General features: G+C 73.5%; 4 protein-coding genes. 1 reads left to right on the top strand and 3 read right to left on the bottom strand.

Going from position 1 to position 15721, the window contains the following annotated elements; all coding sequences use genetic code 11:
• Entirely contained in the window at positions 1 to 4011 is a 4011-nt protein-coding gene (locus tag AB0M08_RS19865; protein WP_364494986.1) for a SpoIIE family protein phosphatase, read from the bottom strand.
• Positions 4012 to 4022: 11 nt separating this feature from the next.
• A complete protein-coding gene (locus tag AB0M08_RS19860; protein ID WP_364494983.1) occupies positions 4023 to 4751 on the bottom strand; it encodes an HAD family phosphatase in 729 nt (242 codons plus the stop codon).
• Between the two features lie 528 nt (positions 4752 to 5279).
• Between AB0M08_RS19860 and AB0M08_RS19855 the strand changes: the two genes are divergently transcribed.
• Positions 5280 to 9038, top strand: coding sequence for a CHAT domain-containing protein (locus tag AB0M08_RS19855; RefSeq protein ID WP_364494980.1), 3759 nt, complete (start codon positions 5280 to 5282; stop codon positions 9036 to 9038).
• Here AB0M08_RS19855 and AB0M08_RS19850 read toward each other — a convergent pair.
• Positions 9026 to 15664, bottom strand: a complete 6639-nt coding sequence (locus AB0M08_RS19850) for a hypothetical protein (protein ID WP_364494978.1) — start codon at positions 15662 to 15664, stop codon at positions 9026 to 9028. The genes AB0M08_RS19855 and AB0M08_RS19850 overlap by 13 nt on opposite strands.
• Positions 15665 to 15721: the final 57 nt, after the last annotated feature.

Here is a 15721-nt window from a genome sequence, read left to right as displayed (position 1 = left end):
TCAGAGGATCCCTACCTGCATCTCGACGATGGTGCCGGTGATGGTCGTGGTCACGGTGATCTCGTTCATCAGGGCACGCATCAGCTTCAGGCCGCGGCCCCGGTGGGCCTGATCGGCGGGCTGGGGTACGCGCCAGTGGCCACTGTCCGTGACGATCAGGCGGAGCTCCTCGACCGTGGCGGCGGCCTGCAGCCGGATCCGGCCGCCCGGCGCGTCGCGGTGGCCGTGTTCGATCGCGTTGGCGCACGCCTCCCCGGCGGCGACCAGGACGTTCTGGGCGACGGTACGGTCCACCCCGACCCGGTCGAGCCACCCCCGCAGCACCTGGCGCACCGGGGCGAGCCGGGTCGCCTCGGCCGGGAACTCCACGTCGAGCGGGCCCGGATGGCGGTAGAGCAGCAGCGCGACGTCGTCGTCGTACCCGTCGGCCGGGGCGAGCCGGTCCATCACGTCGGTGGCCAGCTCCTCGACCGGGGAGCGGCGGCCGTCCTGGATCGCCGCGGTGGCCCGCGCGATGCCCTCGGTCAGCGGCTTGCGGCGGCGCTCGACCAGGCCGTCGGTGTAGAGCATCAGCGTGGCCCGGGCGGAGACGGTGAAGCCCGCCTCGGTGCGTGGGCCCCCGGACCGTACCCCGATGGGCCTGGATCTGCCCTGATCGAGCAGGTGGCTGGAGCCGTCGGCGGCGACGGCGACCGCGGGCGGATGACCGGCGCTGGAGTAGACCAGCTCACCGCTCTCCGGGTCGAGGACGCCGCAGAACACCGTGGCGCAGGCGGCCCCGGGCAGCAGTTCCGCGAACCGGTCCAGCGCGGTCAGCGTCTGCGCGGGGCTGGAGTGCTGGAGCAGCAGGGCGCGGCAGGCGCTGCGGAGCTGACCCATCACGGTGGCGGCGCCGAGCCCGTGCCCGACGCAGTCGCCGACCACGATGCCGATCCGGCCGTCCGGGAGCGGGACGGTGTCGTACCAGTCGCCGCCGACCTTGAGCGGGCGGGTCGCCGGGGCGTACCGGACCGCGAAACCGGCCGGGAGCTGTGCCGGGCCGAGGATGGCGCGCTGCAGGGCGAGGGCGGTCTCGCGCTGCTCGTCGATCTGGTGCAGCCGGGTGAGGCCCTGGCCGATGTGCCCGGCGAGCAGGGCGAGCAGCGTCTGGTCCTGCTCGGTGAAGGGCCGGCGTTCGCCCAGCTCCAGCCAGAGGACCATGGTGCCCTCGGGGTGCTCGATCACGATCCCGGTGCCCTCGGCGGGCCGGGTGACCGGGGTGAGCAGCGGCTGGTCCCGCAGCTCGGCCAGCGTCCGCACCCGGGCCACCGGTACCGGGGCGCCGACCGCGGTGATCTCCGGAACGGCCGCGCCGGCGGCGAAGACGGCGGCCGCGGTGTACTCCGCCTGCCACAGCGACCGCAACTCCTCGAGGACGCCGTGCAGCGCGCCCGGCAGGTCGTCGGCCTGGGAGAGGCGCAGACCGAGACCGGCCAGGGCGCTCTCCCGCTGGATCGCGTAGTGCTCGTCGGTGACGTCGCGGACGGTGCCGACGATCACCCGGCGCCCGGTGTCCGGGTCGACGACCTGGTTGAACGCGGCGGCCACCCAGAGGCGGTGCCCGTCCTGGTGCCGGACCGGGATGGTGTAGGCACCCCGGTCCTGGTCGAGCAGGGTCGCGAACGCGGCGGCCACCTGCCGGTACGCCTCCGCGTCGGTCTCCTCCCGGGGCCACCACGGGTGTACCGGCTGGTAGGGCAGCCCCTCCGGCCCGTACCCGAGGATGTCGGTGAAGGCGGCGTTGATCTCGATGACCGCGCCGGCCTCGTCACAGACGAAGAAGGCCTCCTGCAGCGAGTCGATCAGCGCGGTCCGCCAGCGCGTGTGATGCGTGCGTAACCGGGCCAGCTCGACGTTCGCGCGGACCCGGGCCAGCAGCTCGGCCGCGCTGAACGGCTTGACCAGGTAGTCGTCCGCGCCCGCCTCCAGGCCCTCGATCGACTCCTCCTGGCCGGCCCGCGCGGAGAGCAGCAGGACCGGGGTGCTCGCCGTCCGCGAGTCCGCGCGCAGGGCCGCAACCAGCTGCAACCCGTCCAGCCGGGGCATCATCACGTCGCTGACCACCAGGTCGAACACGCCGGTCCGCAGGGTGTCGAGCGCCTCCTGCCCGTCGTGAACGGCGTGCACCTGATGCCCGGCGCCGCGCAGCAGCCGGGTCAGATAGTCGCGCATGTCGGCATTGTCGTCCGCGACCAGCACCCGCGAGCCGTCACCCGAGCCGCTCGGCACCTCCGCGGGCTCACCCGGCAGCCATCGAAGAGCCTCCTGGAGGTACGAGTCACCCGCGGGTGAGAGCGGGGAGCCCGAGTCGGCGGGCAGGTCGCCCGTACCCAGAGGAAGCCTGATGGTGAAGCTCGTGCCCGAGCCCGGTGTGCTCGCCGCGGTGATGGTGCCGCCCTGGAGGCCGACCAGCTCCTTGACCAGGGCCAGGCCGATGCCGCTGCCCTCGTTGGAGCGGGACCGCGCGTTCTCGATCCGGTGGAAGCGCTCGAAGAGCCGGGGCATCTCCCGCTCGTCGACGCCGACGCCGGTGTCCGCGACGGTGACCACGGCCTCGTCGTCCTCCCGGGTGACCCGCACGTGGATCCCGCCGTCGAAGGTGAACTTCAGCGCGTTGCTGAGCAGGTTGAGGATCACCTTCTCCCACATGCCGCGGTCGACGTGCACCGGCTCCGGCAGCGGCGGGCAGTCCACGGTGAACGCCAGCCCGGCGCGCTCGATCGCCGACCGGAACACGCTGGCCAGCTCCCCGGTGGTCAGCGCCAGGTCGACCGGCTCGTAGCGGGCCTGCATCCGCCCGGCCTCGATCCGGGAGAAGTCGAGCAGCGTGGTGACCAGCTTGCCCAGCCGCAGCCCGTTGCGGTGGATGACGTCGAGCTCCTCGCGGACCCGGTCGTCCCCGCCGCTCAGCCGTTCCCGCAGCTCCTCCACCGGGCCCATGATCAGGGTCAACGGCGTACGGAACTCGTGGCTGATGTTGGAGAAGAAGGTGGTCTTGGCCCGGTCCAGCTCGGCCAGCTCCTCGGCGCGCCGCTGCTGGGCCTGGTAGCTGCGGGCGGCGGCGATCCCGGTGGCCACGTGCCCGGCGGCCAGCTCGACGAAGCCGCGGTACGTCTCGTCGAGCTCCCGGTACCGGTTCAGGCCGGCGACCAGGAACCCGTACGGCGGCATCGGCACGGTCAGCGCCCGCACCGGCGGCTCCGGCCAGTCACCGGTCGGCAGCCTTTCGCCCGCCGGCCCCTCGCCCGCCGGCCCCTCGCCCGCCAGGTCGACCAGCCCCGGCTCGGCGGTCGCCAGCGCCGCCACGATCGGATGACCGGCGTCGATACCGGTCGCGGCGGCCAGTCGCGCCCCGCCGTCCGGCTCGTCGAGGTAGACCAGCGTGAAGGGCAGATCCTTGGCGTTGCGTTCCAGCTGTCGTGCCGCGAACGCGAGCGTCTCCTCCTCCGTACGCACGATGCTGGGATCCGATCCGAGATCCCGGAGTGTCGACATCCGGCGCTCGCCGAGGATCCGGTCGGTCTCCTCACTGACCACGCAGAGCATGCCGACCAGCGCCCCGTCGTCGTCCCGCAGCGGGCTGTAGGAGAAGGTGTGGTACGACTCCTCCCGGTACCCGGAACGCTCCACGAAGAGCAGCAGCCCCTCGTCCCAGGTGGCCTCCCCGGTGGCGAGCACCCCCTCGATCCGCGGCCCGATGTCGTCCCAGATCTCCGCCCAGACCGCGCTCGCCGGCTGCCCCAGTGCCCACGGATACTTGCTGCCGAGCGTGACCGTCCGGTATGCAGCGTTGCAGAAAAAGGTCAGCCGCGGCCCCCACGCCATCCACATCGGAAACTTCGAGGTGAGCAGGATGCCGACCGCGGTCTGCAGACTCTGCGGCCACTCCCCCGGCGGCCCCAGCGGCGTCGAGGACCAGTCCACCGCCGCCAGGTCCCGGCCGACCTCCCCGTCCCCCATAGCTTCGTGCACGTTGAGCAGTTTTACAGAGGGAGCGCCGCGCCGCCTTCGCTGAGGGCGGTGAATCCGGTCGTGTCCGATTCTGATAGAAGCCCGGGCAGGTCCGCCATGCTGGTGAAGATGTGCGTGGCCCCGGCGGCGAGCAGCACCTCCGGCTCGCTGTGCGCCGGGCTGCCCGGCGGACAGTAGCCGAAGACGGTCGCGCCCGCGGCGACCCCGGCGCGTACCCCGGTCGGGGTGTCCTCGATGACAGCGGTCCGCGCCGGGTCGACCCCGAGGGCCGCCGCGGCGGCGAGGTACACGTCCGGGGCCGGCTTGCTGCGGGGCATCTCCATCCCGCTGAAGATCTTGCCCCCGAAGACACCGCGCAGCCCGACCTTGGTCAGCTGCAGCTCGATCTTGGGCCGGTCCGCGCCGCTGGCACAGGCCACGTTGCCACCGAAGAGCCGATCGATCTCGGTCACCGCGGCCACCGCACCGGGAATCGCCTCCAGATCGAGGGCGAGCGCGTCGTTACGCCGCCGCCGGAACTCCGCGATCCACGCGCCGGTCACGGTGAACCCGGTGTGCGCCGCGATCACGTGCACCTCGTCGACGAGCGCCCGCCCGACGAAGAGCCGGAAGCACTCCTGGGCGGAGACGGCCCAGCCGAGCTCGTGCAGCATCCCCCGGAGCACCCCGTTGGTGATCTTCTCCGAGTCGACCAGCACCCCGTCACAGTCGAACAGCACGGCTTCGTACATCAGCACCATGCGCCAACCCTACCGACGCCCACCCTTCACCCAGTGTGACGAACACCTCCGGTGATCTCCCCCGCTCCCGCCCGCCCCGACAGGCGCACCCGCCCCCTGACGGCTGCCCACGCACACGATCACGGATCAAGTCCGCCCACCGCCCCTGTTCCGGGTTGATCGTGTGCACCCGCGGCCCGGCCCGCACCGTTCGTGCACACACACCGCCCAGCCCGCACCGCCCAGCCCGCACCGCCCAGCCCAGCCCGCACCGCCCAGCCCGCACCGTTCATGTGCGCCCATCGGTCCAGCCCGCACCGTTCGTGCACACGCACCGCCCCAGATTCGCTGGACCGCAACGCCGCAGACCGCGATGAGCACCTCTGCGCGGGCATGTTCGGGCGGGCGCGTTCGGGTGGGCGCGCGCGGACGAACGAGCACGCAGACGGGCGAGCACGCAGACGGGCGAGCGCGCGGACGAACGGGCACGCGGACGAACGGGCACGCGGACGGACGAGCGCGTCCGTCAGGCAGGGGCAGGGAGGGTCGATGCTGCTGTCGCTTGTGCTTCGCGAAGAGTGGGTTGATTTATCGAGATATCTGCGGTCGGCTGATCCGCTGGTCAGGGCGGCCGCGGCGGTCAACGCCGGGGAACCGAGACGGGCGCTGGGCCTGCTCTCGGAGGTGGAAGCGTCGCCGGTGGCGGGGGCGCTCCGGCACCTGGCCGAGGTGTACGACCGCAACTGGTTCCCCGGCGGGACCGGCGCGTCCGGGCTCGACGACCTCGACGTCGACCGCCTGGAGATCCCGGACGAGGCGGTGGACGCGCCGCCGGGCAGCCCGGCTCACCTGCTGGTCCGGTTCGCCGCCGCGCTGCCGAGCCGGCGCAGCGTCATCGCCGTGAGCCGGGGACTCGCCGTACCGATGGTGGCCGAGGTTCAGCGCATCGCCACCCAGGTCCCCGCCGACCAGCCGCGGGTGCTCGCGAGCACGATGTTCGCCCTCGCGGACCTGCTGACCCGGGCGGGCTTCACCGATCAGGGCCGCGCGATGCTCGGGCGGGCCCACTATCCGGACCGACCGGGCCAGGCCGCCTGCCTGCTGGCCGCCGGGGACTGGGCCGCCCACCCGCTGCGGCACCCCGAACTGCTCGACGAACGTCTGGAGCCGGGCACGGGTGGACCGCTCGGTCCGCTGCTGGACCCGGTAGCCGCCGAGCGTCACTACGCCATGGCGGAACGGCTCTACGCCACGACGGCGAGTGCCGCGGGGCGGAGCACGGGTTCGGCCCGGGGCCTCGCCGCCGTCGGTGTCCGCCGGGCGCGGCTCGCGTTCGCCGCCGGTCGGCCGCATCAGGCGATCGCGCTGCTCGAGACGGCGGCGGTCCACGCCGAGGACGGGGCGGACGGCGCGCTCGGCATGCTGATCGCGGTGCATCACGCACTCGCCCACATCGGCGCCGATCAGTCCATCGACCGGGACCGGATCGCCGGGCGCATCGGCACCTGGGCCACCACTTCCGGAAGCTTCTCGTACGCCCGTGGCCTGGCCCGCCTCTGCTATGCCAAGGCGGCACGGTGGCGGGCCGACGACGTACCGCGCGGTGAGGCGGCGCTGGGTCTCGCGGAGGCGATCGGGAGCCAGGTCGGCGCGACGGCGGAGGCGGCCACGTTCGACCGGGAGCGCGGCGAGCTGTACGTGGGCGCGAACTACCGCAAGGCCGCCCTGGTCTGGACCATGCTCGGCATCTCCGCTTCCCGCACGGCGACCGAGGAGGACACGCCCGGCGAACAGCAGGACGCCCAGGAAGCCGAACACGAGCACACGCAGGGAGCCGGGCGGGAGAACGCACAGGGAGCCGGGCTGGCGAACGTGGGCGAAGGCGGACGGGAGAGCGCGCGGACGGACCTGAGGAAGGACGTACGGGAATGGGCGACGTTCGCTGAACGGGTGTTGCGGGCCGACCGGGACGCGGCGGCGGCCAGCGATCCGGTGACCCTGCGTGACGTGCGCGCCCATCTGGAGTGGCTCCTGGCCGGTGTCCCCGACGGGCTCCCCGAGGACGCGCTCGCCGCGGTCCGGGAGGCCTTCGCCGAGACCGAGGTGCTGATCCCGCTCTACGACGGCGTCGCCGCCCGACTGCGCGGCGACCCGGACGAGGCGGCGTCCCTTTTCGGTCAGGCTCTGGACGTGGCGCGCACCCCGCTGCACCGGGCCACCGTGCTGGGAACGATGCACCGCCGGGACGAGGCCGCCGCGATCCTGGAGCCGTTCCTCGGCGGCGTCCACCCCGACATCGCCGCGAACATCCTGGTCCGCCTGCACCGGTACGACCGTGCCCTCGCCGTCATCGACCGGTCCCCGCCCGTCGATCCCGGCACCCTCGACCGCCCCTGGGAGCCTGCGGCCCGGCACGCCGAGGCGCTGCTCGGCGCGGGCCGTCCCGCCCCCGCCGCGGAACGCGCCGCCGCGGCGATCGCCCTCTTCGAACAGCATCTCGGCCGGCTCTCCCGCGACGTACTCCGGGTGACCGCCACGGACGACAACACCGTGGCGGGCCTCTACGCCACGGCCGTCCGCGCCCACACCGCCCTGGCCGCGCAGGGCTCCGCCCACCACCTGGACCAGGCGTTCCGCTTCGCCGACCGCTGCCGCGCCGCTTCGTTGACCGACCTCATCACGTCCGGCACCACCCGCCACGAGGCACCCACCGACGACGAAGCACCCACCGACGACGAAGCACCGGCCGGCACCGCAGACGAAGCGCTGGGCGCCGCCACCGCCGGAGCCGGAACGGTGGGCGACGCCGCCGTCGAAGCCGGAACGGTGAGCGACGCCGCCGCCGGAGCCGGAACGGTGGGCGAAGCGGCCGCGGCGGTGCGGGGCTGGCAACGGGCGGGAGCCTCTCTCGCCCGCGCGGTCGAGGGGCTCGCCCGAACCCGCGGGACGCGGGCGCCGTCGGCGAGCGGGAAGGAGAGGGATTCGCCGCAGGATGTCCGGAGCGCGATGGTCGAGGCCGAACGCGCACTCGACCGGGCCGAGGCCCGGATGATCCGGGCCGCGCCGCACCTGCGCAGACGCCGGGTGCTGCCCGAAACACCGGAGCTCGGGAAGATCCGGGAGCGGCTGCCGGAGGACACCCTGCTGATCCAGACGCACGCCTTCGACGACGCGCTGACCTGCTGGGCGGTCACCCGCGACAACGCGCGCATGGTGAGCCGCGACGCCCCGACACCCGGGTTGACCGCGGCGGTCCGGCTCTTCCACCGGGCCGTCTCCGACAGTACGACCTCCGAAGCCGCCCATCGCGAAGCCGCCCGTCCCCTGGCGGAACTCCTGCTCGACCCGTTCGCCGCCGAACTGCGTGATCACCGGCGGGTGGTCTTCGTGCCCTACGGCGGGCTCTCCGCCCTGCCGGTGCACGTGCTCCCCTTCGGCGGCGGCCTGCTCTTCGACGACCACGACGTCTCCTACCTGCCCGCCGCCGCCCTGCTCCGCCGCCCGGGGAACGCCGACTCGGCGGGGTATGAGGGAGACGTCCGGCCCGGCGAGAATGCCCACTACTCCGGGAGGCACCGGACCACGACGGGTGGTGCCGGGGACTGCCTGATCGTCGGGAATCCGGCCTATGCCCCGGAGCGGGGCCTGGCCCGGCTGCCCGGGGCGGAGGTCGAAGCGGAGGCGGTCGCTCGCCTGCGTACCCGGGAAGCCCTGTGTGGCAGCGCGGCCACCCGCGAAGCCGTCCTCGACCGCCTGCCCCGCGCCCGGATCGCGCATCTCGCCACGCACGGATCCCTGGTCGAGGGCGCACCCTACAGCGCCGAGCTCGCCCTGGCCGGAACCGAGAGCCTGACCGTTCCCGATCTCACCGGACTCCCCGCCGGCATCGATCTGGCCATCCTCAGCGCCTGCAACAGCGGCCGCGGCCGGGCCGGAGCGGCGGGCGACGTCGTCGGGCTGACCCGGGCGTTCCTCGGCGCCGGGGTGCGCGAACTGGTCGTCTCCCTCTGGCCGGTCCACGACCAGGTGGCCTGCCTGACCATGGTCGCGCTGCACCGTGAACTGCTCACCGGGTGTCCGGCCGCGATCGCCCTGTCCCGGGCCCAGCGCGAGGTCCGGGTGCTGTCCGGGGACGAACTCCGGGACCGCTACCACGAGCTGTCGGCCCGCGAGGCGTCCCCGTACCGACGGGACCTCGGCGGCTCCCGGCCGGAACCGATCACCGCCGGAGCCGGCCACCCGTCCTTCTGGGCCCCGTTCATCCACGTCGGGGCACCGGTGGAACCGAGCGGTGTTCATCCGCGTTGAGGTGTCACGGCGGGCCCGCCTCCGGCGCTCGGCGGCGACGCCGGTTGCGCCGGGCGGGCCTGCTGAGACCCGGAGGGCGCCACCTCCGACTGACGTCGCGCCGCGGCGGAGAACGGATTCGGGACAGGCACGCTCGGATCGGGAACAGGCGCGCTCGAAGCAGGCACGGACGTGCCCGGAGCAACAGGCACGGACATGCCCGGAGGAACAGGTACGGACGTGCCCGGAGGAACAGGCGCGGACGTGCTCGGAACCGGGGTGGCGCGGTCCGCGGTGGAGGCGCTCGGCGCGGCGGCGGACCAGATGATCGGCTCGGGCGGGCGGGACGCGCCGGGTGGCTCCTGCGCGGCCCGGCGCAGATGCGGCGGCACCATCGTCGCGATCGCCGTCGCCAGGTCGGCGCCGAGCGGGACCTTCGAGCCGTCCGGCGCGTGGTAGACCCACGTGCTGGGCTTGATCTCCACCGTGCCGTCCATGCGGTGCCCCACCCGCGCCGCCCGCAGCCGGTTCTCCCGGTCGTGGACGACGTCGTCCATGCTCGCCACGACGCCGTGCCCGAACCGCTCGACGAACCGCTCGGCCGGCGCACGTCCGGTGAGGATCAGCGGCTCGTCCCGCCGGGAACGGTGCCGCGCGAACCAGTCGAGCAGTTCCTTCTCGGTCATCGTCTCGGTGCCGGTCCGTGGCCGTCCGCCGGCCTCCCGGGTCACGCTCCGCGAGACCGTCCGGGTCACCGGGTCGTAGGCGTCCACGGAGAACGTCTGCCACCCGTCGAAGGTCGGCATCGAGTACGCCGCCCGGGTCCGCGCCACGTCGGCCGCGACGTCCCCGGAGAACAGTGGCATCCGGATCCCCCGGGGCAGCAGCTGACCGGCCGGATCGGCCAGCCTCGCCTCGACCGCCTTCTGCGGGTGCACCGCCATGTCGAGGCCCCGCTCCAACGAGAAGAGCGCGTAGGTGTGCCCGCCCCGCATCCAGGTGAAGACCGGTCCCGGCCAGTTCTCCGGTACGCGCAACGCCCGCCGCTCGTTCGACGCGGAGATCCTGATCGCGACCAGCAGGCTCGCGTCCACCAGGTGATAGTTCTGGTCGACCCACCTCCGGGTGTCGTCGTGCTGGAGCCGCTCCCGGGTCCCCCGGCTGTGGCTGACCGACCGGTCCGCCTGCGGGGTGACGTAGACCTGGTCGACGACCTGATCGTTCCCGGTCTGCATCTGCGGCCCGGCCCCCGCGAACGCCCCGGCGTGCTCGCTGTTGGCGTTGCTGCCCAGGAGAAGCCGGCTCGTCAGGTGCTCGCCGGCGACGCTGGCGGTGAGGTGTCCCCGGGGCAGCGCGTCGTACGCGCGTACCCACATCTGGAGTTCGCCCCGGTTGTCGGTGAACGCCTTCCCGTTCACCCAGAGGTCGGCCACGTCGAACCCGTCCCTGCCGACCAGACGGTCGAGGTGCAGCGAGACCGAGGCCGGGGTGAGCACGGCCCGCAGCGCGTCCGAGGCGCTGCCCTGCCAGGAGAGCAGCCGCTTGACCGCGTGGCTGTCGAGTCTCCGGTCGGGCAGCGCGCCGACCGCCGCTGCCTGCACCCACTCGTACGCCTCCCCGAGTGGCGCGGCCACCGGCAGCGGCATCGACACGTTCTGCCGGGCGACGTCCTCCGGGGTGAGCGGGAACGGGACGACGTTCATCGCGCCGAGCACCGCGTCGATCGTCCCGCCGGCGGCCGGCCACGCCCGCGGCACGAACCGGGCCTCCGGCCGCCGGTCGCCGTCGCGGGGCACGACCTGGTCCGGGATCATGACGTGCTCGGTCACCCGGGCGTTCTCGACCGCCACCGGGTTCCGGGCGTCGGCGGGCCCCTCCAGCGCGTTGGTGATCAGGTTCGCGCCGCCGAGGGTGAGGCTGGTCAGCGTCGCCGACGGCAGGAACGCGGTGTAGAGCCGGAATTCGACGTCCATCGGGGCGCCGTAGTGGTGGTTCCGGTCGGCCTTGGGGAACATGAACACGCGGACCGTCCGCAGCTCGCCCTCGCCGGTCATGTACGCGTTGGACCGGTCCGCGCCGCCCTGGTTGAACTGATCGACCTCGGTGCCGCCCGCGCTCCCGTACGGGTTGGACCAGAGCCGGTACCCCGCCGTGCTCGTCTTCACCGCGCGCTGGACCTGCGACGCGAACAGCACCCGGTACCGTGCGGCCTGCTCGCCGCTGCCGGTGTACCGGTAGGCGAACCCTTCCCCGTCCGGGTCACGCGTGCCCTTGAGGATCAGCAGGGCCAGGCGTACGCCGGTGGGCACCTCCTTGGCCGCCCGGTAGCCGAGCCCGGTCGAGCCCAGCGTGGTGCCCTCGCCGACCAGGACGTCCCGGCTGATCAGGGCCTCCAGGGCCTCGGGCAGCGCGCGCTGCTGGGCGAGCCGCGGCGTCCCGTCGACGTTGACGAGCTCCCAGTCCTTCCCGAGCGCGAACCGGGCGTGCTGGTTGAGCAGCCGCAACGCGGGCGCGGTGAGGGTGTCCGGCCGGGCGAGAAGGATGTCCTCGGTCCCGGCGAACGGCCGGATCTGGTCCCGGTGCAGCACGGCCGGCACGCCGTCGGGCGGCGCCGCCGGCAGGGCGCGCGGCTCGGGCCGGAAGAACCGGACGCCCGGCTCGACGACCATCTGGCTCATCGCCAGCTGGATCGGGGTCCCGCCGACCAGGTTGACGAACCGGTGCTGCAGCGTGATGTCCCACCGGGCGGTGGCCTTGTACATCCGGTACGGCCAGGCCTCCTGCACCAGCCAGACGCCCATCATCGGGGTGCTGCTGAGCGCCTCGCCCAGGGACCGGGCGCTGATCGTCCGGGTGAATCCGGCGCCGCCGCTCATCCCGCCGTCCGGCCCGGACGGCCCGCCGAACTCGCCCGCCTTGAGCATCAGGTTGTGTGCCCGGGAGCGGGTGACCGCCCCGCCGATGGACGGCTCGCTGTCCGCGCCGATCAGGGGCTGCAGGGTGATCGGTGCGACGCCCGGCTCCGGTGCCGCGCCGTGCAGGGTCAACCGCAGCGCCGCGGTGATCTCCTTGTCGGCGAGGATGCCGCCCTCGTGGATCACGTACCGGGTCCGGTCCTGGCCGCGGAGCAGTTCGACGGTGAACTCCTGGTTGAACATCCGCACGTGGAACGCGCCGACCGCCATCGGGTCGACCTTCGCGGACCGGGCCATCCGCCAGATCTGCTTCTCCAGTTCGTCGAACCGGTACGCCTCGACGAACAGGTCCCGGGTGTCGTACGCCGACCTCGGCCCCAGCTCGGTCTCGCGCAGGGGTGCCCGGTGCACCCGGTACCCGGATCGCTTCTCCAGCCTGGTGCCGCCCGGCGGGCGCGGCTCCCGGACCACCCGGACCAGCGCCCCCGGCCGGGGCGGCGTGGCGACCGGCGTCGCGCTGGTCAGCGGCTCGGCGACGTGGTAGCGGACGTCGGTCGGCAGGATCACCGGCGCCGCCGGGCCCGCCGGTGGCGTCTCCTGTTCACGACCCAGGCGCGCCGCCAGGTTCACCGCGGCCACGGTCCCGGCCTTGAGCAGCCCCGTGACCACCCCGCCGGTGGGCAGGCCGACGATCACGGTCCGCTGTACGGCGATGCTGAACCGGCCGTCGTACGTGAAGGCCCAGTGCGCGCCGTCGTAGATCCAGCCGTTGGTCCGCCAGGCGTTGCTGTAGACACCCAGGTCACGGCCCGTGGTGCGGCTGTAGTCGTACTGGCCGCGCTCGCCGTAGTTCTTCCCGTCGTCGCCGTAGTTGACGCTGACGTCCTCGCGGACCCGGCCCGCGACGCCCGGCGCGAGGTGCTGCCCGAACCCGTGTCCGGTGTACGAGATCGGATAGTGGTCCGAGCGTTCCCGTTCCCGCCGGTTGGCCGCCGGCCGGTCGGTGCCGTTGTGCAGGTGCACGACCGCGTTGACCAGCTCCCACCGGTCGTCCCCGATCCGGTGCAGGGCGGCCATCGGCAGCCCCTTGTCGCTCCGCAGCGCGCTGATGTCGGAGAGCACCTGGGCCGGCCCGTACGTCGTCCAGACCTCGCGCTTGAACGCCTGCCCGCTACCGATCACCCCCTCGTCCCGCATCGCCCGCCACACCGCCGGGGCGAGACGGGACGAGGCGCTGACCACGTCCGGCTGCGACGCGCCGATCCCCTGGGAGAGGAACGCCGGCGGGTGCCGCAGCGGCCCGCTGTCGCTCTGCGGGCGGGCGACGATCCCGTCCGCCACCGCGGTGCGCAGCAGGTGCTCGAAGCGGGCGATGTCGTGCTGCGACACCTGGAAGTACGTCACCACCCGGCCGGTGACCACGGGTTCCTGGCCCGGCGCGAGCGTCAGCGGGAGCGAGGAGTCCAGCCGGATGGTCAGGTTCGTGCTGAACTCGTAGAGGCGGCTCTTCTCCTGCTGCTCGGCGAGCCAGTACCACGCCCCGGCGCCGTGGTAGTTCTCCGGGCCGCGGGCCGTCGACCGGAAGAGCCCACCCGCGACGGTCAGCGGGGCGACGTTGACCCGCTTGGTGCGCAGGTCCAGCGCCACCTTGCCCATCACCGATCCACCGAAGCTGCCCCCGGAGCCGCCGCCGCTGCCGAGCATCTGCAGGTTCCGCCGGTCCAGCTGGAAGTAGTACGCCTGCTGGTTGACCTCCTGGACGGCGTACGGCACGGCCTGGACCTCCAGAGCGACCGACCTGTCCGACGTGACGCTCGGCTTGAGGTCGCGCGGCAGCCAGGCCGGGCCGAACACCTCCTGCGCGACCGCGAGCAGCATCCGCTCCCGCAACAGGTCGTGCACCTCGCCCGCCACCTGCGGCGCCATCGCGGTGACCCGGTCGATCAGCGCGGTGGGCCGCGGGAACCCCGCCGGTGTGAAGTACGTATGCCACATGGCCTGGGCGAACGCGTCCCGCTGCTGTCGCGTCGCACCGTCCGGCAGGGCGATCAGCGGTCCGGTCCGCGGCGGCCGGGAGACCAGCGGCGCGTCGTCGATCGGGAAGCTGAGCACCAGCTCCGCCGGTTGCCGGTGCAGTTCGGCCCGCGCGGCGTCCAGCACCCGGACGCTCGCGCCCGGCGACGCGAAGTAGGAGAGCGTGCCGGTGTGGTAGAGCTGCCGCCAGGTCATCGCCTCCCGCGCGCTCGACGCGTAGACCGATTGTGACGAGCCCCCGGTCAGCGGCAGCCCGGCGATCACCACGATCGGGACGCCCTTGATGTAGAGGCCGTCGATCGCCACCGTGGTGCCCGGCAGCGTGAGCGAACGCCCGTTCGCCAGGCCGCCCGAGGTGATCCGCCGCGACGCGTAGTAGTGGTCGAAGGGCGCGTGTGCCACCGACCCGAGCGACACCCGCTCCACCTCGGAGGCGAGCCGGTGCCGGGCGTCCGCCAGGTCGCCCACGTCGATCGTCACCAGCACCGCGCCGACCCGCAGACCGGGACTGATCAGTTCCCGGGTGGTGTCGCGCTCGCCCACCCGGCCATACGCCGCCACCACCTCGGCGCGGACCCGGTCGGCGAGGTTCCGGTCCGGCCAGCCGCGCACCACGGCGTCGGCGAACTCCTCGGCCCGGGCCGTCGAGACCCCGTGGAGCCCGGCGATCTGCCCCCACTCGCCCCAGCTGAAGTCCTGCGGTGCCGTCCCGGCCGCCCGTCGTGCCAGCTCACGCTGGATCGGCACCGGCAGCATCCGCGGTGCGAGGGACTCGTTCACCGGCGCCGGCTCGGTCGCCCCGGGCCGCGCGACGTCGACCGGCCCCGCCGTCTGCACCACGGTCCGGCCCGGCGCCCCGAAGAACCGCCGGAACTCGTCCCCGCTCAGCTGCCGGATCTCATCCCGCGCATACAGCCGGAACGCGCCACCGTCCAGGACCAGCGCGGCGAAGGTCTCCCCACTTCGGGTGAGGCGCAGCCTGCTTCCCGGTTCCAGATCCTCGGGTACGCCGGTGACCTGCGCGACGCGCCCCGTGGTCCGGCCGGCCAGCTCCCGCAGCGCCCACGCGTCCACGTCGGCCGCCGGGCCACCGCCATACCGCACCAGGAAGTCGCCGAGCCGCGTCAGGTCCTGCTCCCCGAGGTCGCCGACCCGCACGGCCCGCTCCGGCCCGCCCTGGTTGAGCCACCAGACCGGCAGGAACTCCCCGGCACGCGCCGGCCTGCCCGGCGTGACGAACCGCTCGGCCTCCGGAATCCGCTCGGCCGCCACGAACCCGTCGCCCACCTGCACCAGCACCACCGCCGGGTCCTCGAACCCGCCGGGCCGCTGAAAGTGCGCCACGGTCCCGTCCACGGTGACCACGGCGATGGTCCGCTCCAGCCGCCCGGCGGCGAGCTCCCCGAGCAGATGGAGCGGCGTCCCCTCGGGCGCCTCCGCCACTGACCCGAGCGCCCCGAGCATCGACCGCGCCGCCGGGGTCTCCGCGGGCAGCCGCAGCCACCAGGAGGCGAGCACGTCCAGCTGCTCCCCGGTGAGACCGCCGGCCAGCCCGGAACCGGCCCGGACCGCGTCGTGATCGGCCGGCGTCCGCGGGAACGGCACCCAGCGCAACTGCTCCGGCAGCAGCACCCAGCGCAGCCACCGCTCCCGCGAATCCTCCGCGGGCCGCGGAGCGTGGTCACCCGTCATCGTCATGGCGTAATCCTGGGACTTGCCCTTGGGTCAAGGTCAATGGCTGTCGCCGGAGCAGAA

Source organism: Actinoplanes sp. NPDC051851 (assembly GCF_040681165.1).
GTDB lineage: Bacteria > Actinomycetota > Actinomycetes > Mycobacteriales > Micromonosporaceae > Actinoplanes.
This window is presented reverse-complemented; position numbering and strand designations above follow the sequence as displayed.

Bases quoted from the DNA above. Each gene is read 5' to 3' on its own strand.
- AB0M08_RS19860 (WP_364494983.1), bottom strand. From the start codon at position 4,751: ATGGTGCTGATGTACGAAGCCGTGCTGTTCGACTGTGACGGGGTGCTG.
- AB0M08_RS19855 (WP_364494980.1), top strand. From the start codon at position 5,280: ATGCTGCTGTCGCTTGTGCTTCGCGAAGAGTGGGTTGATTTATCGAGA.
- AB0M08_RS19850 (WP_364494978.1), bottom strand. From the start codon at position 15,664: ATGACGATGACGGGTGACCACGCTCCGCGGCCCGCGGAGGATTCGCGG.